Annotated in this window: 16 protein-coding genes; 7 read left to right on the forward strand and 9 right to left on the reverse strand. The window is 69.8% G+C overall.

Annotated elements, in window-relative coordinates; translation table 11 throughout:
- Nucleotides 1-37: 37 nt before the first annotated feature.
- The 3 genes from G3I56_RS13165 (at nucleotide 38) to G3I56_RS13175 (ending at nucleotide 2,844) form a co-directional block, all read left to right on the forward strand.
- Nucleotides 38-868: an IclR family transcriptional regulator gene (locus G3I56_RS13165; RefSeq protein ID WP_164409105.1), complete on the forward strand. Its 831-nt coding sequence runs from the start codon at nucleotides 38-40 to the stop codon at nucleotides 866-868.
- 84 nt (nucleotides 869-952) lie between these two features.
- Nucleotides 953-1,813, forward strand: coding sequence for a fumarylacetoacetate hydrolase family protein (locus tag G3I56_RS13170; protein WP_164409106.1), 861 nt, complete (start codon nucleotides 953-955; stop codon nucleotides 1,811-1,813).
- A gap of 14 nt (nucleotides 1,814-1,827) precedes the next feature.
- Complete coding sequence (locus G3I56_RS13175; protein WP_164409107.1) at nucleotides 1,828-2,844, forward strand: alcohol dehydrogenase catalytic domain-containing protein; 1,017 nt, start codon at nucleotides 1,828-1,830, stop codon at nucleotides 2,842-2,844.
- 76 nt (nucleotides 2,845-2,920) lie between these two features.
- Here G3I56_RS13175 and G3I56_RS13180 read toward each other — a convergent pair whose 3' ends face one another.
- The 3 genes from G3I56_RS13180 to G3I56_RS13190 all read right to left on the reverse strand — a co-directional run bounded on the left by G3I56_RS13180 (nucleotide 2,921) and on the right by G3I56_RS13190 (nucleotide 10,325).
- Nucleotides 2,921-6,283, reverse strand: coding sequence for a discoidin domain-containing protein (locus tag G3I56_RS13180; RefSeq protein ID WP_164409108.1), 3,363 nt, complete (start codon nucleotides 6,281-6,283; stop codon nucleotides 2,921-2,923).
- Nucleotides 6,284-6,368: 85 nt separating this feature from the next.
- Nucleotides 6,369-9,170 carry a glycoside hydrolase family 78 protein gene (locus G3I56_RS13185; protein WP_164409109.1) on the reverse strand — a complete coding sequence of 934 codons (2,802 nt, stop codon included), beginning with the start codon at nucleotides 9,168-9,170 and terminating at the stop codon, nucleotides 6,369-6,371.
- Nucleotides 9,171-9,284: 114 nt separating this feature from the next.
- Entirely contained in the window at nucleotides 9,285-10,325 is a 1,041-nt protein-coding gene (locus G3I56_RS13190; RefSeq protein WP_164409110.1) for a LacI family DNA-binding transcriptional regulator, read from the reverse strand.
- A 91-nt stretch (nucleotides 10,326-10,416) separates the two neighbouring features.
- Between G3I56_RS13190 and G3I56_RS13195 the strand changes: the two genes are divergently transcribed.
- The gene (locus G3I56_RS13195) at nucleotides 10,417-10,812 is read left to right on the forward strand and encodes an RICIN domain-containing protein (RefSeq protein ID WP_239134848.1); all 396 of its coding nucleotides are present in this window, start codon (nucleotides 10,417-10,419) and stop codon (nucleotides 10,810-10,812) included.
- Here the strand turns inward: G3I56_RS13195 and G3I56_RS13200 are convergent.
- The 4 genes from G3I56_RS13200 to G3I56_RS13215 all read right to left on the reverse strand — a co-directional run bounded on the left by G3I56_RS13200 (nucleotide 10,736) and on the right by G3I56_RS13215 (nucleotide 17,282).
- Nucleotides 10,736-13,936, reverse strand: coding sequence for an alpha-L-rhamnosidase (locus G3I56_RS13200; protein WP_164409111.1), 3,201 nt, complete (start codon nucleotides 13,934-13,936; stop codon nucleotides 10,736-10,738). The genes G3I56_RS13195 and G3I56_RS13200 overlap by 77 nt on opposite strands.
- 241 nt (nucleotides 13,937-14,177) lie before the next feature.
- Complete coding sequence (locus G3I56_RS13205; RefSeq protein WP_164409112.1) at nucleotides 14,178-15,452, reverse strand: extracellular solute-binding protein; 1,275 nt, start codon at nucleotides 15,450-15,452, stop codon at nucleotides 14,178-14,180.
- 61 nt (nucleotides 15,453-15,513) lie between these two features.
- Nucleotides 15,514-16,335, reverse strand: a complete 822-nt coding sequence (locus G3I56_RS13210; RefSeq protein WP_164409113.1) for a carbohydrate ABC transporter permease — start codon at nucleotides 16,333-16,335, stop codon at nucleotides 15,514-15,516.
- Nucleotides 16,332-17,282: a sugar ABC transporter permease gene (locus G3I56_RS13215; RefSeq protein WP_164409114.1), complete on the reverse strand. Its 951-nt coding sequence runs from the start codon at nucleotides 17,280-17,282 to the stop codon at nucleotides 16,332-16,334. The genes G3I56_RS13210 and G3I56_RS13215 overlap by 4 nt, the downstream gene beginning before the upstream one ends.
- A 343-nt stretch (nucleotides 17,283-17,625) precedes the next feature.
- Here G3I56_RS13215 and G3I56_RS13220 point away from each other — a divergent pair, with 343 nt between their 5' ends.
- The 3 genes from G3I56_RS13220 (at nucleotide 17,626) to G3I56_RS13230 (ending at nucleotide 20,813) form a co-directional block, all read left to right on the forward strand.
- On the forward strand, nucleotides 17,626-18,663 hold the full coding sequence (locus G3I56_RS13220) for a LacI family DNA-binding transcriptional regulator (RefSeq protein ID WP_164409115.1): 1,038 nt from the start codon (nucleotides 17,626-17,628) through the stop codon (nucleotides 18,661-18,663).
- Nucleotides 18,664-18,844: 181 nt separating this feature from the next.
- On the forward strand, nucleotides 18,845-19,984 hold the full coding sequence (locus G3I56_RS13225) for an extracellular solute-binding protein (protein WP_164409116.1): 1,140 nt from the start codon (nucleotides 18,845-18,847) through the stop codon (nucleotides 19,982-19,984).
- Nucleotides 19,985-20,183: 199 nt separating this feature from the next.
- Entirely contained in the window at nucleotides 20,184-20,813 is a 630-nt protein-coding gene (locus tag G3I56_RS13230) for a hypothetical protein (RefSeq protein ID WP_203689749.1), read from the forward strand.
- Nucleotides 20,814-20,943: 130 nt separating this feature from the next.
- Here the strand turns inward: G3I56_RS13230 and G3I56_RS13235 are convergent, their stop codons facing one another.
- Both G3I56_RS13235 and G3I56_RS13240 read right to left on the reverse strand, forming a co-directional pair.
- Nucleotides 20,944-22,056: a HAMP domain-containing sensor histidine kinase gene (locus tag G3I56_RS13235; protein WP_164409174.1), complete on the reverse strand. Its 1,113-nt coding sequence runs from the start codon at nucleotides 22,054-22,056 to the stop codon at nucleotides 20,944-20,946.
- Between the two features lie 2 nt (nucleotides 22,057-22,058).
- Complete coding sequence (locus G3I56_RS13240) at nucleotides 22,059-22,748, reverse strand: response regulator transcription factor (RefSeq protein WP_164409117.1); 690 nt, start codon at nucleotides 22,746-22,748, stop codon at nucleotides 22,059-22,061.
- Nucleotides 22,749-22,912 lie beyond the last annotated feature (164 nt).

Raw genomic sequence — 22,912 nt, forward strand, 5'->3', positions numbered from 1 at the left:
CCAACAATCGGTACAGTGGTCTACCCTTCGGAACTCCATGGAGCATAGACAGATGTACGAGGGCACGTCAGCCCCTGTGAGCGAGGAAGTCGCCGGAGGCGACGGCGACGCCACGCGTCTCGTGGGATCCGACCGGGTGCTCGCCGTACTCAAGGAGCTCGCCCGCTATCCCGACGGCGTCGGTCTGGAGGAGCTGACCCGGGTGATGGGCAGCCCCAAGCCGACCGTGCACCGGGCCCTGGGGGCTCTGCGCCGGGCCGGGCTGGCCGACCAGGGCGAACGCGGTCGCTACGTACTCGGCGACGAATTCCTGCGGATGGCCTTCGCGCACCACGAGGACCGCCCCGAGCACGTCCGGGTACGTCCCGTACTGGAGGCGCTGGCCGACCGGTTCGGCGAGACGGCGCACTACGCGGTCCTCGACGGCCGAGAGGTCGTCTACCGCGCCAAGGTCGACCCGCCGAGCGGCGCCGTCCGACTGACGTCGACCGTCGGCGGCCGGAACCCCGCCCACGCCACCGGCGTCGGAAAGACGCTGCTCGCCCATCAGTTGGACACCGTGGCGGCGGTCGAGGCGTGGATCGGCGACGCACCCCTGGAACGCCGCACGCCCCGGACCCTGTGCACGGCCGCAGACCTGCACCGCGAACTGCGGGCCACCCTCGACCGGGGGTACGCCGTGGACGACCAGGAGAACGAGTCCGGCGTCAACTGCCTCTCCCTGCCCGTGTACGCGACCTCGCCGACAGCTCCCTCGGGCGCCGTGAGCATCAGCGCGCTCACCTACCGCACTCCGCTGCACATCCTGGTCGAGGCGGTCGGCGAGATCCGGGAGTTGCTCGGTCCCCTGGGCCGGAGCCGTCAATAGCCCACCGATAACCCACCGATGAGCCGTCGGCAGAGTCCCGGCCCACTCCCCCGCCACCCCGCCGCTCGAACTGGAGACTGACCCGTGTTCCTCATGCGCATCGGTGCCGCAGGCGCCGAAAAGCCTGTCGCCCGCGTCGACGACGAGACGTACGTCGACCTCTCCGACACCGTCACGGACTTCGACGAGGCGTTCTTCGGCTCCGGCGGCCTCGACCGCGTCCGCCCCGTCGTGGCCGAGCGGACGGCCGCCGGCCAGGTGTCCCGCTTCGCCGGGGAGCGGATCGGCGCGCCGATCGCCCGCCCGCACCAGATCCTGTGCATCGGGCTCAACTACCGTGACCACGCGGCCGAGAGCGGGATGGCCGTACCGGACGAGCCGATCCTGTTCACCAAGTCGCCCAACACCCTTGTCGGCCCGAACGACGACGTACGTATCCCGCGCGGGTCCGCCAGGACCGACTGGGAGGTGGAGCTCGGCATCGTGATCGGCTGTCGCACCAGCTACCTCGACTCGGTCGAGGAGGCACGCGACGCCATCGCCGGGTACGTGGTCGTCAACGACGTCAGCGAGCGCGGCTTCCAGCTGGAGCGTGGCGGGCAGTGGTCGAAGGGCAAGTCCGCCGAGACCTTCAACCCGGCGGGCCCCTGGCTGGCCACCACCGACGAGATCGACGACGTCCTCGCGCTCGACATGTGGCTCGACGTCAACAGTGTCCGCCGCCAGAACGGCAACACGAAGACCATGGTCTTCGACCCGTACTTCATCGTGCACTACCTCAGCCAGTTCCTCGTCCTGGAACCCGGCGACCTGATCAACACCGGCACCCCGCCCGGCGTCGGCATGGGCTTCACTCCGCCGGTGTGGCTCCAGCCCGGTGACGTGATGGAGCTGGGCATCACCCGCCTCGGCAGCCAGCGCCAGCACGTGCTCGGCCCACGGTGACCGCCCGCCGCCCCATGCGCGCGTTCGTCCTGACGGCTCCCGGGAAGTACGAGGTCCAGGAGGTCCCCGCCCCGGTGGTGGCCTCCGGCGAGGTCGTCGTCGACGTCGAGCGGGTCGGCGTGTGCGGCACCGACATGGAGTTCCACACCGGCGCGATGGCCTACCTCCACCAGGGCCACTCCTCCTACCCGATGCGTCTGGGCCACGAATGGTCGGGGCGCGTGGCGGCGGTCGGTGACGGTGTCGACCGCGGGTGGATCGGCCGCCGGGTGATGGGTGACACCATGCTCGGCTGCGGCTCCTGCCGCCGTTGCCGACGGGGCCATCAGCATGTGTGCGAGAAGCGCCAGGAGGTCGGTATCCGTGGGGAGCGGGCCGGCGCCCTGGCCGAGCAACTCGCGGTGCCGGTCTCGTCGTTGCACGTCCTGCCCGACTCCGTGGACGCGGTGCTGGGCGCACTGGTCGAGCCCGGCGGCAACGCCCTGCGCGCCGCCCGGGCGGCCGAACTGCGGCCCGGGGACCGGGTGTTGGTGCTGGGCCCGGGGACGATCGGTCTCCTGGTGGCGATGTTCGCGCGTGCCGCCGGTGCGGAGGTCCACCTGATGGGCGCCACCAACGGCTCTCTCGCCTTCGCCCGCGAGCTGGGCTTCGAGCACACCTGGCGGGAGGACTCCGTCCCGGATCTGCCGTACGACGCTGTCGTCGACGCCTCCAACGCGGCCCATCTCCCGGAACTGGCGCTCGAGTTGGTCGAACCGGCCGGCCATGTCGTCTACATCGGCCTGGCCGGTGTCCCGAGCCGCGTCGACACCCGCACGCTCGTCCTCAAGGACGTCACAGCGGTCGGAGTCCTGTCCGCCTCCCCCGGCCTCGACGCCACCATCCGGGCGTACGCCGAGGGTTCAGTGGATCCACGCCCCCTGGTCGCCGCGACGGTGGGCCTTGACCAGGTCGGAGCCGTCCTCGCGGGTGAACGCCCGGCGGGCGCGGGTCCCGGGCCGAAGTTCCATGTCGACCCGCGCCTGGGCTGAGGCAACCCGCCGCGCCGCCTGGACAACGTCCGGCCGGACGTTGTCCAGGCGATGCGCCTACCATCTCCTTCCCCCGCTACTTGATCCTGATCTCCGCCAACTGGAGGCGGCGGAGCATGCTCTCGTCGGAGGCCGGTGCGCCCAGCCTGGTGGCCTGCAGGCGCACATAGCGGCCGGTGGCGGCGGTGAGTGCGTAGGTCTGCGCGGTGCCGTTGGGGTTCGCCTGGCCGGTCACCGTGCGGACCGTGGTGTAGGACGTGGCGCCCTCCGCCCGGGTCCGCAGGGTGAAGTCGACGGGGAAACCCGCCGTACCGCCGCCGACCGCGCCGGTGTCGGTACGGGGATGGAGGGTGACGGAGCCGATGGCCCGATCGGCGCCCAGATCGACCTCGATCCAGACGGGTGTGTCACCGACGTCGGCGGAGGAGAAGTCGATGCTGGTGAACCCCTTGGCACCGGCGACACCGACCGTGGTGCCGTCGAGCACCCGGGTCTTGCCCCAGTCGCCGTTCTCCAGCGTGCAGTTGCTGGTCACCGAGGTCGCCGCGGTCGGGACGGTGAGTTCGGCCAGCTGCAACCTGTACTTGGAGGTCTCGTCGGCGGCCGGGGTGCCTAGCCTGGTGGCCTGCAGGCGGACATGGCGGGCGGTGGTGGTCCGGAAACCGTAGGTCTGCACAAGGCCGTTGGGGTTGGGCTCGGCGGTGACGGCACGGACGGTCATGTAGGTGTTGGCGCCGTCCGCGCGGGTCTGGAGAGTGAAGTCCACCGGGAAGCCCGCCGTACCGCCCCCGGCGGCGGGGGTGTCGGTGCGGGGGAAGAGGCGTACGGCGTCGATGTCGGTGTCCGCACCGAGGTCGATCTCCACCCACACGGGGTTCGCGCCGACGTCGGCGGAGGTGAACTCGTTGCTGGTGTAGCCCCTGGCACCGGTCACGCTGGTGAGCTTGCCGTCGGTGAGCCGGTTCCTCCCCCAACTGCCGTTCTCCAGACTGTTGTTACTGGAGACGGGCCTGCCCAGGGCGAGGTTGTCGAGCCGGCCGGCGCCGCTGACGGTGAACGTCCAGGCGCCCGGCCGGAGGGTGAAGTAGACGTACGAGGAGTCCTTGCCCGCGTAAGTGAGGCCGTTGACGCCGGCGGTGGCGGAGCCGCCGGTGAACACCGTGGTGCCGCCCGCCTTGATGACGGGCTGGGAGCCGCCATAGGTGGGCACACCGACGCGGGCGGTGGTGCCGTTCGGCGAGGTGAGGTTCAGCGTCACCTGGGTGCCCTCACGGGTGATGCCGAAGCGGATGTCGCCCTTGGCGGTGGGCGTCACGGCGTTGATCTTCGTGAGGGTGCCGGTCTGCGGGACGACGTCGTACGTCGTCCAGCCTGGCCGGGTGGGGCGCACACCGGCCGCGTAGGCGGACAACGCGTACAACGGGCCGCCGTTCCAGGCGTGGTTGTCGGTGCCCTCGGCCTTGGTCCACAGCTCCCACAGCGTGTAGGAGGCGGGGTCGGTGACCTGGGCGGCGAAGCGGTTGCGCATCCGCTCCTCGGCGACCCCGGCCGCGCCCATCAGGTACAGCGCCTCCAGGACGTAGAACTCCATGTACGGGCTGGCGTTGAGGTGGGTGCGCAGCACCTCGACGATCCCCCGGTGTCGGGAGACGGGGGCCAGGCCCGCGACCACGGCGAGGGCGTTGCCACGGTCGTCCGTGTCGCCGTTGTAGCCGGGTGAGCGGTACTCGTTCCTCGACGAGTTCCACAGCACGCGGTCGAAGTTGGCCTTGATGCTGTCGCGTTGGGCGTTCCACCCGGCCGTGTCGGCGCTGTTGCCGCTGAGGTCGGCGAGCTTGGCGGCGGTGTCCAGGGCCAGGTAGTACCAGGAGTTGTCGAGGACGCGGGCGTCGATGTTGCTGCCCCAGTCCTCCCAGTCCCAGTCGCCGGCGCGGTGCTTGACCAGGCCGTCGCTGTCCAGGGCCCACAGGTTCAGGTACTTCTTCACCGCCGGGTAGGCGTCGGTGACCGCGTCGGCGTTGCCGGTGTAGAGGTAGTAGGTCCACAACGACCACGTCGAGGCGAGCATCTGGAGGGGCAGTTCGGCGGTCCAGATGGTCGACGGCACCGGGGAGTAGAGCGCGCCGCTGTCCTTCTGCCAGGCCGCGAGCTGGGAGATGGCCTTCGCGCCGAGCGCGTGCGAGCGGGCATCGAAGGTGTAGAAGCCCTCCTTGAGCTGGTTGACCACGTCGCCCCACCACTGGGCGCGCTCCCGGGTGGGGCAGTCCATGTAGTTGTCCCGCATGTTGACGTACATCGTGCGGGCGGCCTTGCCCCACAGGGTGTCGAAGAAGGCGTCGCTGCTGCTGAACGAACCGGCGAAGTCGGTGTCGTAGCCGGACTCGCGGTACTTCAGTTCCAGGACGGTGACACCGGCCGGGACGGTGTAGCGCACGGCGGTGCCGCTCTTCCAGGCCAGCGACTCGAACTCCTGCACCCCGCCGGTGCAGACGTAGGTGGCGCGCACGTTGTAGGCGGTGCCGGGTTCGATCCCCGTCAGGTTGGCGCCGTCGTCGTAGTGGTCGGTCTGGATGCCGATCAGCGCACCGGCCGGGGCGTCCACCTTGAGATACGGCGTGACCTGGAGGTTGGACGGCAGGGTGGCGGAGATGGCGGTGCCGCCCTGTCCGGTGGACGGCAGCGAAGCGGCGTTGGTGTAGGCCTTGAGGCCGGAGTAGCGGAACAGCGGCACAGGCCGCTCCACGAGGTCGTTCCAGGGCGCGGCTCCGGCGGCGCCGAAGTCTGTGGGCGCCGTCCAGCCGCTGTCGTCGAAGCCGGGCGACTGCCAGTCGGCCATGGCGGTGGCGTTGCGGGCGTCGTAGTAGATGTTCGACTCGGGCAACCGGAAGTTGACCTGGGTACCGCCGGTCTGGTTCGAGTAGCCGGCATGGACGGTGTGCTTCCAGCCGGTGTCGCTGACGATCCGGGTGGTCGTCGAGCCGGTCGTGACGTCCGACTGGAAGAGCAGTCCGCCCTTGCCGCTGCTGTTGTGCGAGAACCCCTGCTTGCCGAAGTGCCACACCAGAAGCGCGACGGTGTTGCTGCCGCTGGTCAGGTAGGGGGCGAGGTCGATCACGTCGTGGTAGGTGCCGGTGCGGTTCGGGCCGCGCTTGAGCTGGCCCTCGAAGACGACCAGGGTGCCGTTCACCCACAGCCAGTACTTGGAGTCGGCGGCTATGCGCGTCACGGCACTGCCCGGCTTGACTCCCAGGGTGAACGACCTGCGGAAGGCCACCCATTGGTTCGTGGTGCTGGACGGCGCCCAGATCCACTTGGCGGTCCAGGGATCCGCGGCGGCTGCCGTGGGTGCGAGCGCGGGCAGCACCAGGGAGCTCAGCACGGGGGCGAGCGCCACGGCTGTGGCGGAGCGGAGGACAGACCTGCGGGTCATCTGTCGCATCGGGGGGTCCGTTTCATGAAGGGGGTGCGAGTGCGGGTGCGGGTTCGAAGCGGTACGGGCACGGCAGGGAGGGCTGTCGCGGAGGTCAGCCCGGTGCGCCGCCCAGCAGCGCCTCCAGGTCGGCGGCGGCGCCGGCGCCGCCGTCCTCGAAGAGGGCCTTGTTGGCCAGCGTGGGCAACTCACGCGCCGGCACGTCCAGATACGGTTCCAGTCGCCGGGCCAGCCGGGCGGGATCCGTGCCGAAGCCGTGCCTGACCAGGACGCCGACCGTGCGCTCCCACAGACCGGGGTCGTCCATCAGGTCCCGTACGGTCGCCACCGCGGTCGGGGCCAGCAGGCAGGGATCCTCGGTCGTCCAGACGTGTCTGCCGTGGGTCGCGGTCAGGGTCGGCCAGCCCTCGCCGGGCAGGTGAACGGTGGCCCGTGTCCCCACGGGGACGGTCACCTCCAGATGGAAGCGCCCGTTGTCGCGCCGCCAGCTCACCGACGCCTCCCCGTACGGCGTGATGTGCCGGGCGGAGGCATGGGTCAGTGCCCGGTCCGGCAGCGGCCGTACGGTGAACTCCCGGTATCCGGGGGCCGCGGGGGCGAGTCCGGCGACCGTGCGGTGCATCCAGTCGGCGACCGCTCCGAGCGCGTAGTGGTTGAAGGACGTCATCTGGCCGGGGTTGACGGTGCCGTCGGGCAGCATGCTGTCCCAGCGTTCCCAGACGGTGGTGGCGCCCATCGTCACCGGATACAGCCAGGAGGGGCAGCCCTTCTCCAGCAGCAGCCGGTGGGCGAGGTCGGGGCGGCCGGCGGTGGTGAGGGCGTCGGTCATCAGCGGGGTGCCGACGAACCCGGTGGCGATCCGGAAGCCGCTCGTGCGGACCAGGTCGGCGAGCCTGCGTCCGGCGGTCTCGCGCTGCACGGGAAGGGACAGCAGCTCCCACTGGAGTGCCATGGCGTACGCGGTCGGTGAGTCGCCCACGATCCGGCCGGCCGGCGTGACGAACGCGCGGGCGAACGCCTCCCTGGTCCGGGCGGCGAGCGCACGGTACTCCCCCGCCTCCTCCAGCCGGCCCAGCACCTCGGCGGTGCGGGCGACGACGTCCGCGCAGTGGATCAGGCACGCGGTGGCGACGACGTCCGGGGGTGTGCGGGCGGCGAACGGGTCGTCCGGCGGTGCGGCCGGGTCGAGCCAGTCACCGAACTGGAAGCCGCCCGCCCACACCCCGTCGGTGGTCAGCGAGGCCGTCTTGTCGACCCAGGCGCGCCCACTGGCGAACTGCCGCCGCAGGACGTCGAGGTCGCCGTACCGCTCGTGCAGCACCCAGGGCACCACGACGGCGGCGTCGCCCCAGGCCGCCGCGGTCGGCGTCTCGATGTCCAGGACGTCGGGGACCACCCAGGGCACCGCGCCGTCGGAGTGCTGCTCGGCGGCGAGGTCGGCGAGCCACGAGGAGAGGAAGCCCGCGGAGTCGAAGAGGAAGGCTGCGGTGGGTGAGAAGACCTGGATGTCCCCGGTCCAGCCGAGGCGTTCGTCGCGCTGCGGGCAGTCGGTCGGTACGTCGAGGAAGTTGCCGCGTGTGCCCCGGACGACGTTCTCGTGGAACTGTTCGAGATCCGGGTCGGAGCAGGAGAACCAGCCGGTGCGGCGCAGGTCGGTCCCCACGACCATGGCGTGCAGGTCCTCGGCCGTCAGGTCCGGCACGCCGCTGATCTCGGCGTAGCGGAACCCGTGGAAGGTGAGCGAGGGTTCGAGGACGGTCTCCTGGGCCTCCGCCAGGAGGTAGGTGTCGGTGGCGTCGGCCGTGCGCAGGGGCCTGGTGCACAGCTCCTCGTTCTCCAGGATCTCGGCGTGCCGGACGGTGACCTCCCGGCCGTCCGTGGCACCGCGTACCCGCAACCGGACCCAGCCGACGACGTTCTGCCCGAAGTCGGCGAGCGTACGGCCGGACGGCGACTGCCAGACCCTCAGCGCGGGCAGCACCTCGGTGACCCGTACGGGCGGGCCCTGTGGGGCGACGAGTCGCGCCAGGTCCGCGTCCTCGTCGGGCAGTACCTCCACCGGGCCGGTCGCCGCGCCGGGCGCGATGCGCAGATCGGTGCGTTGGCCCTTGTAGAGGTCGTCGGCGACGACTCCGGTGTCCCGGGCCCGCCACTCCTCGTCGGTGCCGAGCGTCTCCACCGAGCCGTCGGCGTACCGGACTTCCAGCTGGGCGAGCAGGGCGAGCCGGTCACCGTACAGGGCGCGGGCGCCCCACCAGCCGAGGTGGCCCCGGTACCAGCCGTTGCCGAGCAGTACGGAGAGCGTGTTCTCGCCTTCTGCCAGCAGCGCGGTGACGTCGTGGGTCTGGTAGCGCAGCCGGTGGCGGTAGCTCGTCCAGCCGGGCGCGAGCACCTCGTCACCGATCCGGGTGCCGTTGAGGGAGGCGGTGTAGACGCCGTGGGCGGTGGCGTACAGCCGCGCGCTCACCATCCCGGGGCGCAGGACGACCGTCCGGACGAGCTCCGGGGCGGGCGCGTCCAGGGCGCCGTGGTCGCGGGGGGTGATGAACCTGGCGCTCCAGTCGTGCGGACGCAGCAGTCCCGTCTCCACGGTGGCGGGCGTGCTCCACTCGGTGCACTCTCCCTCAGAGGCCACGCGTATCCGGACGGTCGCCCGGGTGCGGGAAGGCAGCGGCTCGAAGGGCCAGGGCACGAGGATCTGCTCGTCCGACTCGATCCGTACGACGGTGGTGCCGTCCAGTTCCACCTCGTACGCCGTCTGCCGCCAGCTGAGGTCGTCCGTGCGCACCTGCCACGAGAGGCGTGGTGTGGAGGTCCCCACACCGAACGGATCGTCCCGGTGTTCGAAGCGGATCGCTACAACGGTGGTGCTGGGCTCCGGATGCTCCAGGATCATGCCCGTCCCCTCCCTCAAGTGTGGAACGTTCCACGTTTGAAACGACTCAACCATGAGCCGGGGAGGGCGGGGCGTCAAGAGGGAACGGCAAAGAGATCCGGGCGTTCGCTCTGCTCAGAGGCGCGCGGGCGCGGTGCTGCCGCGCACCACGAGGTGCGGTGTCGAGGCCATGACGACGGCGCGGTCACGGCGGTTCTCGATCCGCTCCACCAGGAGCCTGGCCGCCGTCTCGCCCATCATGGCGCCCGCCTGGTCCACGCTGGTCAGGTTCACCGGAGCGAGGGCGGCCACGGAGGTGTTGTTGTAACCAGCGAGCGAGAGATCCTCGGGGATGCGCAGGCCGAGTTCGGCGGCGGCCCGGAAGACACCGGTCGCGGCGACGTCGGCGCCGGCGAAGATCGCGGTGGGCGGGCGTGTGGAGGTGAGCAGTTCCATGGCGCCGCGGTAGCCGCCCTCGTCCGAGTACCCCGAGTTCACGACCCGGGCCAGATCGGACAGGCCGTGCCGGGCCATCGCCTCGCCGTAGGCGGCCCGGACATGGTGTTCCGGCCGCTGCTGCCACTGGGTGCCGCGCACCGTCGGGTGCGACAGGTGGGCGATGTCCCGGTGCCCCAGCCCGACCAGGTGGTCCACCACGAGATCGACGCCCAGGCCGTCCTGGTTGACCACACAGTCGTACGCCGGTGAGGGGTCGTGGTGGCCGAGCACCACCGTCGGCACGTCGGCGGCGATGCGCACCACCTCCGCACGGGGAACGGCGGGGGCGATCAGGATCAGGCCGTCCATCTGCCGGTCCACCATGGCGTGGATGAGCTTCATCTGGTCGTCCATCTCGGCGGAGCCGCTGGAGCCGATGAACACCGCGTACTCGCTGTCCCGCAGCAGTGCGTCGACCCCCTCCAGGAGGTCGGCGTAGAAGGCGTTGCGGATGCTCGCGAGCAGAACGCCGATCGTGTACGTACGACCCCGCATCCCACGCGCGGCGGCATGCGGACGGTAGCCCAGCTCGGTCATCGCGGCCCGCACCCGCTCGCGCATCCCGGGGCTCACCCCGTAGGCGTTGGTCAGCACTTTCGACACCGCGGAGGTCGACACGCCCGCACTGCGCGCGACATCGGCGATGGTCGCTCTCTTCGCGCCGCCCGTTGATCCCATGAGAGTCCCCACCTCCGTCGTCACGCGCCACTTACGCCCCACGTCGGCGTTTCCGGAACGTTACTCGCAGATGGCTTGACGGCTCCGGGCGATGCGCCTCGATCTATGGGACGTTCCCGTTGTGGCACGTTACACGAAAGGCCTGACGCGACAGGCCGGCCGACAGGCACATCGCAGCACACCACGCCCGGGGCCCGATGAACGGCCGCGACGGAAAACCGTCAACAGCGGCCTGTGCATACAGGTCACCGGAGGGTCGACGGCCAACGGGGCCACCCTGAACCAGGCGAGCTGCAACACCGGCACGAACGAGCAGTGGCTCGTGGTCTGCTGCCTCGGACGTGTCTGCGGCGCCGCCGACCGGCACCGCAGACACGTTGTCTCTCCCCCGTCCTGTCAGCACAAGCCCATCAGCGCAGCCGGGCGCTCACCCGGTACCGGCCGGACGCCAACCGGCAGACATACACCCCGTCGCCGAAACCGATGAAGCGCACACCCTCGGCACCCGCCAGTGGCGCACGTCCTTCGCGGACCGAGTCGGCCGACACCGCCGGAAGCCGCAGGGTCGCCTCGCTGTTCGCGGGCACCACCACGTCGTACACCAGGCGCCTGCCGCCGTCCGTCACCTGCCACTCGCTCCGGATCTCCCCGTACGGCGACTCGTACCTCCCCGAGACCCGGTTGATCCCGCCCGTGGGATCGATGTGGGGTTGCAGCAGGAAGTGCTTGAACCCGGGGCTCTCCGGGTCACGGGCGATGCCGGCCATGTAGGCGTACATCCACTCCATGATCGCGCCGTAGGCGTAGTGGTTGAAGGAGTTCATGCCGACCGGCCCGAACCCGTCCTCCTTCGAGTACGAGTTCCAGCGCTCCCACACCGTGGTGGCACCGTTCTTCACCGAGAACAGCCAGGACGGCAGCGCGTCCTGGTGGAGCAGCTTGTACGCCAGGTCGGCGCGGCCCTCGTCGCTGAGGACGGGAGCGAGGACGTTGACGCCGAGGAAGCCGACGGACAGCGTGTTCTCGGCGTACCGGACCCGGATGCTGCCGGGGTGCGCGGCCTTGTAGGCGTCGTCGTTGCCTATGTTGTCGGCGAGATGGCCGACGAGCGTGCGCCGCTGGGCCTGCGTCTCGTAGAAGCCGAGCTTGAGGACCCAGAGCAGCGCTGTCTGGCTGTTGTCCTCCGTCTTCTGGTTGGGGTCGGAGCCCGGTTCGATCGGAGAGGCGTCGCCGAGGCTGGACCTGACGGTGACCGTGCCGCCCTCCGTACTCAGGTACTTGGTGATGAACGCCTGCCTTATGCGTCCGAAGAGCCGGTCGTACGCCGCCGCCTCCGCCGTCCTGCTGGTCGCGCGGGCCATCTGTGCCATCAGCCGGGTGCTGTAGCCGTAGTAGACGTCGCTCATCAGCTGGGCGCTGGTCTTCTGCGGCCCGAGCCAGTCGCCGGTGAGGGACCCCTGCCCGGCGTAGGTGTCGCCGGTCTGCTGCTGGATCCAGTCCAGGTAGCGGGTCATCGCGGGCCAGTTGTTCTCGACGACGGTCGCGTCGCCGGTCATCTGCCACACGGTCCACGGCACGATGACCCCGGCGTCCGCCCAACCGCTGCCGCCACCAGGGAAATTGTACCGTCCCGTCGGGGCGACCCCGGTGAACTGCGCCTTGCCCATGCCGTAGATGAGCGCGGAGTCGACGACGGTGTCCTGGAAGTGGCTGAGGAAGACACCGGCGTCCACGTTGTACAGACCGGTCGCGGAGAAGACCTGGGTGTCGCCGGTCCAGCCGAGGCGTTCGTCGCGCTGGGGGCAGTCGGTGGGCACCCAGAGGTAGTTGCCGCGCTGGCCCCAACGGATGTTGCTCGCCAGCTGGTTGATGTCGGGATCATTGGTGGTGACGGTGCCCGTCTCACGGATCGCGGACGTGGCGACCTTGCCGGTCAGGCCGGTGATCGTGATCGTGCCCGTCGCGGTGACGGAGACGTAGCGGAAGCCGTAGAAGGTCAGGGAGTCCTGGTGGGTCTCGCCGTGCCGGTCACCCTTCAGGACATACGTGCTGGTGGCCTTGGCGCTGCGGAGGTTCGCCCGGTACAGGGAGCCCGCAGGGCCGTCAGCTCCGGCGCTGTCGTCGTTGAGTATCTCGCCGAACCTGAACTCGGCCCTGGCTCCGGCGGGGCCGCGGAGGCTGTAGCGGGCCACACCGACCATGTTCTGGCCGAGGTCGAAGACGACGGTCTCACCCGCGCCGATCGTGACCGGGGCTGAGTCCGCCTTGGCGGGGTCGGTCACCGTCCGCGCGGGGTCCACGACGATCCGACCCCGGCCGTTACGGCTGCCGTCCTGTCCGGTCACGCCGGTGGCGACGGTGATCGACTGCGGTCGGCGGTCCCAACGGTGCATGAAGCGTGCCGTCTCGCCCGGGTAGGCGAGGAGGCGCGAGTCCGGGAACCTGTCGTCGAAGGCGACTCGTTCCACGTCCGACCAGGCGGAGTCGTCGAATCCGTGCGCCGTCCAGCCCGGCAGCTCCTTGCGGGCGTCGTAGGTCTGGCCGTCGTAGATGTCGTCGGCGCGGTAGGGGCCCGCGTCAGTGGCCTTCCAGTCGCCTCCCGGAGCGGTGACGACCGTCTGAGAGGTCCCGTCGGCGTACCGGATCAGCAGCTTCGCCTTGACGGCGAGGGCGTTGCCGTCCGCCGAGTAGTACGTACTGCCTTGGGAGATACGGCCGTTGTACCAGCCGTTGCCCAGGACGACCGCGAGGGTGACGCCCGGCTCCCGCGTCACGAGGTCGGTGACGTCGTACGTCATGTAGTTGACCCGCGCGTCGTAGTTCGTCGAACCCGGCGGCAGCAGTTCGACCGTGGTGCCGCCGTCCTGCGGCACGGTCACGTGTCGCCCGTTGACGTAGGCGTCGTACACGCCGAGGGCCGAGACGTACAGCCGCGCCTCACGAACGCGCGGGCGGTGCGTTCCGGGGCCAGCACTCGTGAGGGCTGCCTCCTTCCGCAGCATCGGCGCGCCGGGCGAGTTGGGGGTCTTGCCCTTCATCCCGATCCACCGCGCGCCCTCCCATCCGCCGACACCGTCGGTGCTCATCAGGCCGGTCTCGAAGAACGAGGGAGATGCGGTACCCACCAGCCGGTCTTCGGCGTCCCATACGGTGACGGTCCAGTGATAGCGGGTCGACGCTCGCAGCGACTTGCCCGCGTAGCGGACGGCCACCGAATCGGAGGTGTGGACCCGGCCGCTGTTCCAGAGGTCCGCCCGGGCGACGTTCAGTTTCTCCGGGGAACTCGCGACGAGGATCCGGTACGCCCCCTGGCTCCGCCCGCGCGCCGCCGACCGCATACACCAGCCGAAGCGCGGCCGGGGAGCGTCGACCCCCAGGGGTTCCGTGCGGTGTTCCACTGTCAGTCCGAGCACTGCGCCGGCCTCCTCACCACGGGACGCCTGCGCAGCCGCGCTCGTCCCACCCCCGATGACACCGGCTCCCAGCGACACGGCGCCGGCTGTCACAGCGAGCACGGTGCGACGACGCACTGCCGTCCTGTCCGCACGGGGAGGTGACCCCGCACCGGCCTCGCGGTCGGCGCCGTCCGTACTGCGTGCTTCCTGGCTCACGTCGTCGTCCTTCTTTCGGTTGTACGGGAGTCGGTCGAGGGCGCGCGCACGGTGAACGTGTGCCTTCCCGAACCGACGGTGTGGGGGGGTACGGCCGCCCGTGGGGAGAGAGGGCCATCAGGCTCGCGGGATCGGCAGTGATGGGTGCCGTGAAATAGGCATGGCGCGGCCGGGTGTCCTCCTGGAGGACCTCCCGCAGGACGTCGTCGCGCCCGCCCTCCGGTCGACCGACAGCGTGATGTCAGCTTCCGGCTTTGTAGTCGGCGTCCATCTCGGCGAGAAGCTTCTTGGGGGTGGACTGGTCGCTGAAGATCTCCTGGAGACCGCTGAGCATCGTCTGCTGGATCTTGGCATTGGGCCAGAGCTGGTCCATGAACGGCACAGTCCGGCCGTCCCCGATGAACTCGGACAGCTCGGCCAGCGACGGGTTCGCTACGAAGCCCGTGTCGGACAGGCTGGGCAGGCCGCCCTGCTTCTTCACGAACAGGTTCATGCCCTCGGGGGACATCACGAAGTCCACGAATTTCAGGGCGAGTTCCTCGTTCTTCGCCTTGGCGTTGACGCCGTAACCGGCGCCCGCCGCAGCCGGTATGAGGGTCTTCGACGGGTCGTCGTTGGCCGGCAGCGCCCGGAGCGTGAACTTGCCCTTCGGGTTCTTCGCCTCCAGGAGGGCGATCACCCAGTTGCCCTGGATGATGCCGAGCGTCCTGCCGGTCGCGGCGAGGCCCTGGCTGGCCTCGTAGTTGGTCCCCAGGGGGTTCTTCTGGAAGCAGCCCGTCTTCTCCATCGTCACGTACTTGTCCAGGGCCGTGAGCCATGGCGACTTGGCGAAGGTGGCCTGTCCCGCCTGCATCTTCTTGTCGAAGTCACGGTCGTCGCCGTATACGGTCGTGGCGACCAGTGCGTACTGGACGAGCTGGGTCACCCAGTTGTCCTGGTTGCCCAGCGCGAAGGCGGGTGTTCCCTTGGCCTTCGCCGCCCGGCAGAAGTCGAGCAGCTTCGTCCAGGTGTCCGGCGGGGTGAGGCCTGCGTTCGCCATGGCCTGCTCGTTGTAGACGGCGCCGATACCGTTCTGTCCGAAGACCGCGGTGTAGGTCTTCCCCTCGTACTGGGCGACGCTCTTGATCGCCTCGGGCATCCTGGCCGCCCAGGGCCGGTCCGAAAGGTCGCGCAGATAGCCGGGTTTGGCCAGGACGTACGTGGCACCCGGGTTGCCGTTGCCGGGCCAGACCGACATCACGTCGGGTGCGGTGCCCGAGGACAGCTGGGTGCGGATCTGCTGCTGGTACTGGTCGGCGCCGCTGGTGGTGTAGCGGACCTTGACGCCCGGGTTGGCCTTCTCGAACGCCTTGACGACGTCCTCGACCGAGCCCTGGTCGATGGAGGCGAGCGTCAGGGTTTTTGAGCCACCCGAACCGTCGCCGCCGGAGCCGGCCTCGGTGCCGCCACTGCACGCGGCCAGCACAGCCATGGAGGTCGCCGCGGCGATCAGGAGCGGGAGTGTGCGTGTCTTCATGATGTCCTTCTCGGGGAAGAGCCACCGGGCATGAGGGTGAGGGTCGGTCGGGCGTCGGGGGTCATCCCTTCAGCCCTCCCGCGAAGCCGTTGATGATGCTGCGCTGCAGCACGAAGTAGACGAGCAGGACGGGCAGGATGCTGATCACCAGTGCGGCGAAGATGAGGTTCCAGTCGGTCACGTACTGGCCGACGAAGCCGGCGATCGCGACCGGCATGGTCTGCTGGGCGCTGCCGCTGAGGTACAGCAGCGGCGTGAAGAAGTCGTTCCACACCGCCACGGAGTTGAGCACCAGGGCGGTGACCGTGATGGGTTTGAGCATCGGCAGGACCACGTACCGGAAGCCCTGCAGCGGTGTGCAGCCGTCGATCAGTGCCGCGTCCTCGAAGTCGCGGGGCAGGGCGCGCAGGAAGCCGACGTAGAGGAAGACGGTGAACGGCACCTGCAGCCCGGAGTAGAAGAGGACCAGAGCCCAGGGTGTGCCGAGCAGGCCCAGGTCGCGCATGGTCTGGTAGAGGGGAAGCGAGGCGAGTTGGAAGGGCAGGACGAGGCCCAGCAGGAAGCCCAGGTAGGTGCCCCGGGACCAGCGGGCCGTGGCACGCGCCAGTGGGAACGCCGCGAGCGAGGAGACGGCGAGCACGATCGCGACGCTGCACGCCGTCACCAGCACGCTGTTGAGCAACGCCCCGCCGAGCGCGCCCTGTTGCCAGGCCTGGGTGAAGTTGTGCAGCGTGGGCGAGGTGGTCGGGCGTATCGGCGACGAGGTGTCCGACGCCGATCGCACGGCCAGGTTGACCAGGACGTACACCGGGAAGCCCACGACCAGCGCGATGGCGATCATCGTCAGTTCCAGCGCGAACGTGCGTCCGCGGTAGCGGTTCACGACGTGGCCCTCTCGTTGCGGGACAGCACGGCGTACTGCCCGGTCGAGACCACGGCCACGATGATCGTGAGGACGACCGCGAGCGCGATGCTGTAGCCGAACTCCCCCAGCGTGAAGGCGTCCTTGTAGATCAGCGTCGAGAGGGTGTCGGTCGCGTGCCCCGGCCCCCCGCCCGTCAACGCGTACACCTGGTCGAAGAGTTTGATCCCGCCGATGATCGACAGCATCAGGTTGATGGTGAGGGCCGGGGCGAGCAGTGGCCGGGTGACCGACCAGAACCGCCGGACAGGACCCGCGCCGTCGATGGACGCGGCTTCGTGGACCTCCTTGGGCACGGACTGGAGTCCTGCGAGGAAGATGACCATCGAGTAGCCCGCGAACTGCCAGACGATCACTCCGACGACCGACCACAGGGCGACCGTCGGACTGCCCAGCCAGTCCTGCCGCAGCCTGTCGAGACCGACCGCGCCGAGCAGGCTGTTGACCGCGCCGTCGGGGCCGAGCAGGTTGCGCCAGAGGTAGGCGGTGACGATCGGGGTGATCACGGCCGGGGCGAACAGCAGGACCCTGAGCAGGTTGCGGGACTTGAGGGCCGAGTTGACCCCGAGTGCGAGCAGCAGGCCCAGCGCGTTCTGGATGACCGTGATCGACACGGCGATCAGCAGGGTGTGCCGGATGGCCTGCGTCGCGTCGGGATCGCGGAACAGTTCGGAGAAGTTGTCGAGGCCAACGAAGGAGAAGTGGGGATCCAGGCCGTCCCAGTCGGTGAAGGCGTAGTAGACACCACGAACGCTCGGCACCAGCACGACGAAGGCGAACAGCAGCACCGCGGGCAGCGCGAACCACCAGGGCGGAGTGGTTCGCGCCCGCCCCCGGACGCGTGAAACCGGTTCGGCGTCCGGAAGCCGGGCCTGATCCGGAAGCTGCTCGTGCGGGGCCGTGGTCACCGGCACACCTCCCTTCTCGAATTCCTTCTCGAATCCTTCTTGAATCGATTCAATACGGTGGCCCGGTAGAGGCCGTGGCCAGCGGGGCGCATGGAGAGCGGCCGTCGCCGCCCGGCGCGGGACGGCGAGGTCCGACGCCGGGTCGATGGCGCCGTAAGCCCGATGGGTAACGTTGCCCATCGGGTGTGGCCAGACCCTAGAGAGCGTCTCGCGTGACGTCAAGATGCCGCGCACGCTGCACGATTGTTACCACAGCGGCCCCGCGTAGCCGTCACGAGGCGTCCGCCGGGCCACAGGCCCGTCCGTAGACTCGGCGACAGCCGTCCCAGGGAAAAGGACTCGAATGGAGCCGCCAGCACGACGCCGTCGCGTCACCATCGTCGATGTCGCACGCCACGCCCAGGTGTCCACCACCGCGGTGTCCAAGGTGCTGCGCAACGCGTACGGCGCCAGCCCCGAGATGCGCGCGAAGGTGCGCCGCGCGATGGACGAGCTCGGCTACCGGCCGCACGCGGGAGCCAGAGGCCTCCGCGGGCAGACGTACACCATCGGCGTGATGCTGCCCGACATCCGGAATCCCTTCTTCCCCGACGTGCTCGACGGCATCACCGGCCGGCTGGGGGACACGGAGTACCAGGTACTTCTGGGCCCCGGCTGCAACGGCGAGAAGGAAGAAGCGCGGGTCACCGAGGCGATGCTGGACCGCGGCATGGACGGCCTCATCCTGGTCGCGCCCGTCTCGCCCCGCACCCACCTCGAACAGGTCGCCTCCACCGTGCCGACCGTGGTCGTCGGCCGACACGGGTCGTCTCCGGTGTACGACACGGTGGTCGACGACGATGTCGAGGGCGCGTCCCTGGTCGTCGGACATCTGGCCGGCCTCGGGCATCGCCGCATCGCCCACATCGAGCATCACGAGACCGACCCGACACGCCTCGTGGAAATGCCCAACGCCCGCCGCGCCGACGGATACCGGCAGGCCATGCGGTCGCTCGGGCTCGGGGAGTGGATCGACGTGGTCTCCACCAGCTACACCCAGGAGGGCGGCTACCGGGGCGCGCAGGAACTGCTGGCCCGCCCCCGGGTTCCCACGGCCGTGTTCGCCGGCGCGGACATCGTGGCCATGGGCGTGCTGGCGGCGATCAGCGAAGCGCGCCTCGCCGTTCCCGGCGACATCTCGGTGGCCGGCTACGACAACACCACCTTCGCCGCGCTCGGCCCGATCTCGCTGACCAGCGTCGACCAGGCAGGCCACAAGATCGGCGGGAACGCCGCCCGCCTGCTCCTGGAACGGCTCGCCGACCGGCAGAAACCCACGGACGAGGTCCGCCTGTCCCCCACCCTGGTGCCGCGCCGGACCACGGACCGACCACCGGAGTAGGGCGCCGGCCCGAGCTGCACGGGGCATTCAATCGTTCGATTGAATGTGGGATTCCGTCCGTGGAAAACGTTGCCCATCGGGGGATGGCGGCGCAGGATGAAGGCCACCCGACACCTCTGCTCATCTCCGAGGTACCGGGTTGCTTCACCACGCCACCCCCCGTCAGAGAGGCTTCCTCAGCGTGTCCAGCTTCCTCAGCAGACGACATGTCCTCGCCACCGGAGCGGGCGCCGCCCTCGGTGTCGGCGCGGTCGCCGCGAACGCCACCCAGGCCGTCGCCTCCCCCGCCACCTCCCGTGGCACCACCCGGGGCGAGGAGACCAGGACCCTCGACGAGCTCTACCGGGCCGCTCTGGCGGAGGGCGGCAAGCTCGTCGTCTACGCCGGCGGCGACACCCCCACCCAGCAGGACTTCACCAAGGCGTCCTTCAAGGCCCGCTTCCCGGACATCGACCTGACACTGATCGTCGACTACAGCAAGTACCAGGACGTCCGCGTCGACAACCAGTTCGCCACCGGCACCCTCGTCCCGGACCTCGTCCAGCTCCAGACCCTCCAGGACTTCACCCGCTGGAAGGGACAGGGCCGCCTGCTGCACTACAAGCCCGCCGGATTCTCCAAGGTCTACGACAGGTTCAAGGACCCGCAGGGCGCCTGGGTGGCCACCACCGCGCTCGCCTTCAGCTTCATGTACAACACGGCGGCGGTCGGTTCGCAGACACCGCTCACCCCGCTCGATCTGGTCGACCCGAAGTGGAAGGGCAAGATCGCCTCATCCTTCCCGCACGACGACGACGCGGTCCTCTACCTCTTCACGCTGTACGCCCAGAAGTACGGCTGGGACTGGGTGGCCAAGTTCGCCGCCCAGGACGTGCGGTTCGCACGCGGCAGCAACACCCCGGGCGACGCCGTCTTCGGCGGGCAGAAGGTCATCGGTGTCGGCACCGCGGGATCCGCGGTCAGCACATCTCCCGTGACGTTCGCCATCGGCGCCGGACATCCGTTCATGGCCTGGGGCCAGCGCGTGGCCATCCTCAAGCAGGCGAAGAACTCCACGGCCGCCAAGCTGTTCATCAACTGGCAGCTGTCGAAGGAGATGCAGAACGGCTCCTTCAACGGCTGGTCCGTCCGCACCGACATCACTCCCCCGGCGGGTCTGAAGCCGATGTGGGAGTACCCCGACGCCCATGTGGACGGCTTCCCCCGCTTCATGGAGGACCGCGCCGCGATCGAGCGCTGGAAGCAGACCTTCGCCCTGTACTTCGGCGAGGTCAAGGGCGACCCGACGCCCGGCGTGCTCGGACTGCACCCGGGGGCGTAGCGGTGGGTGGGTGGGCGGGAGCGTCGGCCGATGCCGCGACAGCGGCGACGGGTGGACCGGCGCCCCGCTCTCTCGGGGGATCCGGCGCCCGACTCCTCGGGGCAGCGTGCCCAGGCGGTCCGGCGCAGCATCTTACGAACCCCTTACGCCCCCGCTTTCGCCCCCGATCCGGGGGTCGTCACGTGCCTACGATCGCACCGTGCCGACCCTCCGAAAGATCGCCCTCGCCACCGCCGCGCCCCTTGCTCTCGCCACCGCGGGTATCGCACACCCTCACGGTCTCTCCAGGTCGACAGCAGCGGACTGGATACAACTGCACGTCATCCTGTTGCCGATTTTCCCGCTACTGACGATCGGCCTCCTCGTCCCCTTGTGGCATCGACCACGCCGCGACCTGGCGGGCGTCGCCACGGTGCTGGCCTGGGTGGGTGCCTTCGTCTACGCGGCCTTCTACACGGGCCTCGACGCGGTGGCCGGCATCGCGGCCGGAACCGCGGTCGAACACTCCGCCGGGACAGAGAACCTTGGGGTGATCAAGCACCCGCTCTACGACATGGGTGAGGCACTCGGGCAGGTCGGCGCGTACGCCCTTGTCGTCGCCGTCCTGGCCACTGCCGTCGCGCTCTTCCCGAAGCACGGCGCACGGGTTGTCCCCGGCACGGTGGTACTCCTCGCGGCCGGCTGGTCATTCACGGACAGTCACATCTTCTGGCCCCGCGGAGTGTGGACGATGCTCGGATTCGCGCTGGGCTTCGCTCTGCTCATCGGGGGAACGGGCAGGACCGCACCCGTCGGCACGCCTGCCTCGCGTTCGTCCCTTCGCACCTGACCCCACGCACCGGTGGCCGAACGTGTCATGTGCCAGGCAGTCTCCCGCGCCAACTCCGGGAGCGACTGCGGCTGATCGGAGCAGCCGGGCAGTACTTTCCACAGGTGACGGGTCCTCGGCCAGGCCTCGGTCAGGCCTCGGCCAGGGGAAGAGTCACTTCGAAGCGACAGCCACCGGGCACATTGCGTACGGCGGCCTGGCCGCGGTGTGCCTCGACGATGCCGCGGACGATGGCGAGACCCAGGCCGGCCCCGGCCGGAGGGGTGCGGGCATGTGTGCCGCGCCAGCCGGTGTCGAAGACACGCGGCAGGTCTTCGTCCGGGATGCCACCGCAGCCGTCGGTGACGGACACGACGACACCGTCGGGGGAACGCTCGGCGGCGACCGCGACCGTACCGTCCGAGGGTGTCCGGCGGATCGCGTTGACCAGCAGGTTGCTCAGCACCCTGCTCATCTCCTTGCCGTCGACCTCGACCGGCACCGGTTCGATGCGATCGCCGATCAGCCACACACCGTGCTCCCGGGCGAGAGCGTCCGCTCCCGCGAGGGCGTCGCCGACAAGGTCGTACATGGAGATGCGCGAAGGAGTCAGGGCGAGTGCTCCGGCGTGGATGCGGGAGAGCTCGAAGAGGTCTCCCACCATGTCGTTGAGGCGTTCGACCTCCGTGCGCATCTGGCGGAGGTAGCGCTCGGGTTCGGCGGCGACGCCGTCCTCCAGGGCCTCGGACATGGCGCGCAGCCCGGCGAGTGGGGTGCGCAGGTCGTGCGAGATCCACGCGACCAGCTCGCGTCTCGAGGTCTCCAGGGCGCGCTCACGGTCCCGGGACGTGGCGAGCTTCGCACTGGTGCTGGCCAACTCCCGGCTCAGCGCGGCGAGTTCGGCGTTTATCGAGCCGTCGGGAGCCGCGAAGTGGCCGCCGTCGCCGAAGGAACGGGCGGCCGCGGTGAGCGCCCTGCTGCCGGCGACGACCCAACGGCCGAGCAGCAGCGCGACGACCAGGGAGACGACCGCCGCCATCGCGACGACCATGGTGACGACGGTCAGATCGTGCCGGGACAGGAACATCGCCCTAGCCACGGCCAGCGTGCCCGCGAGCATGGCCGTCACGGCCACGGCCGCGACCACGGCGAGGGACGTGGTCAACGAGCGTCGCCGGATCAGCCACAGCACACAGGCCCCGAGCAGCCCGGCCGCGACGGCGCCGAGAAAGGCGAACAGGGCGATCAGCAGGAAATCGCGCATGGTCACACTGCCTCCTCGAACGGCGTGGTATCGAAGCGGTAGCCCACTCCCCATACCGTCTGGATGAGCTGCGGCCTGGCCGGGTCGTCCTCCACCTTGCCCCGCAGCCGGCGTACATGGACGGTGACGGTGGACAGGTCGCCGAAGTCCCAGCCCCACACCTCACGCATCAGTTCTTCGCGGCTGTAGGCGCGGCCGTGGTTGCGCAGGAGGAAGACGAGGAGGTCGAACTCGCGGAGCGTGAGACTGAGTTCGACGCCGTTCTTGGTGGCGCGGCGGGCGGCCGGGTCGACGGTGATGCCTGCCCCGTGCACCGGGTGGGTCGCCGCGGCGGGCCGGGTCCGGCGCAGTACCGACTCGACCCGCAGCACCAGCTCCCGGGGGCTGAAGGGCTTGGTGACATAGTCGTCGGCGCCCACTTCGAGGCCCAGGATCCGGTCGCCCTCGTCGCCGCGGGCGGTGAGCATGATGACCGGCACGGGTCCACGGGCCCGGATCCGGCGGCACACCTCCAGTCCGTCCATGCCGGGCAGCATCAGGTCGAGCACCACCAGGTCAGGCCGGTTCGCGGCGGCCCGCACAAGTGCGGAGGGCCCGTCACCGGCTCGTTCCACGTCGTACCCGGCTCGGTCGAGATAGCCGGAGACGACCTCGGCGACCGTTGGGTCGTCGTCCACGACGAGGACGCGCATCGCGCCTCCCCGCCCACGGGGAGCAAGCTCGGAACCTGCGGATTCATGCGGCTGCTGCATGAACCCCAGCTTCCCACCAGCCTCACTTCGGTGCGGCACGGCCAACCCGGCCGTCCGCGTTTCGTAAGAACCTGGCACCGCTGTCCGTCCGTGGCGGCTCGAAG

Source organism: Streptomyces sp. SID12488 (assembly GCF_010548275.1).
Classification (GTDB): domain Bacteria; phylum Actinomycetota; class Actinomycetes; order Streptomycetales; family Streptomycetaceae; genus Streptomyces.

Excerpts from the sequence above, each read along its gene's own strand:
- G3I56_RS13240 (WP_164409117.1), bottom strand. The coding sequence starts at position 22,748 with ATGCGCGTCCTCGTCGTGGACGACGACCCAACGGTCGCCGAGGTCGTC.
- G3I56_RS13175 (WP_164409107.1), top strand. The coding sequence starts at position 1,828 with ATGCGCGCGTTCGTCCTGACGGCTCCCGGGAAGTACGAGGTCCAGGAG.
- G3I56_RS13205 (WP_164409112.1), bottom strand. The coding sequence starts at position 15,452 with ATGAAGACACGCACACTCCCGCTCCTGATCGCCGCGGCGACCTCCATG.
- G3I56_RS13190 (WP_164409110.1), bottom strand. The coding sequence starts at position 10,325 with ATGGGATCAACGGGCGGCGCGAAGAGAGCGACCATCGCCGATGTCGCG.
- G3I56_RS13195 (WP_239134848.1), top strand. The coding sequence starts at position 10,417 with ATGCGCCTCGATCTATGGGACGTTCCCGTTGTGGCACGTTACACGAAA.
- G3I56_RS13220 (WP_164409115.1), top strand. The coding sequence starts at position 17,626 with ATGGAGCCGCCAGCACGACGCCGTCGCGTCACCATCGTCGATGTCGCA.
- G3I56_RS13165 (WP_164409105.1), top strand. The coding sequence starts at position 38 with ATGGAGCATAGACAGATGTACGAGGGCACGTCAGCCCCTGTGAGCGAG.
- G3I56_RS13185 (WP_164409109.1), bottom strand. The coding sequence starts at position 9,170 with ATGATCCTGGAGCATCCGGAGCCCAGCACCACCGTTGTAGCGATCCGC.
- G3I56_RS13235 (WP_164409174.1), bottom strand. The coding sequence starts at position 22,056 with ATGCGCGATTTCCTGCTGATCGCCCTGTTCGCCTTTCTCGGCGCCGTC.
- G3I56_RS13180 (WP_164409108.1), bottom strand. The coding sequence starts at position 6,283 with ATGCGACAGATGACCCGCAGGTCTGTCCTCCGCTCCGCCACAGCCGTG.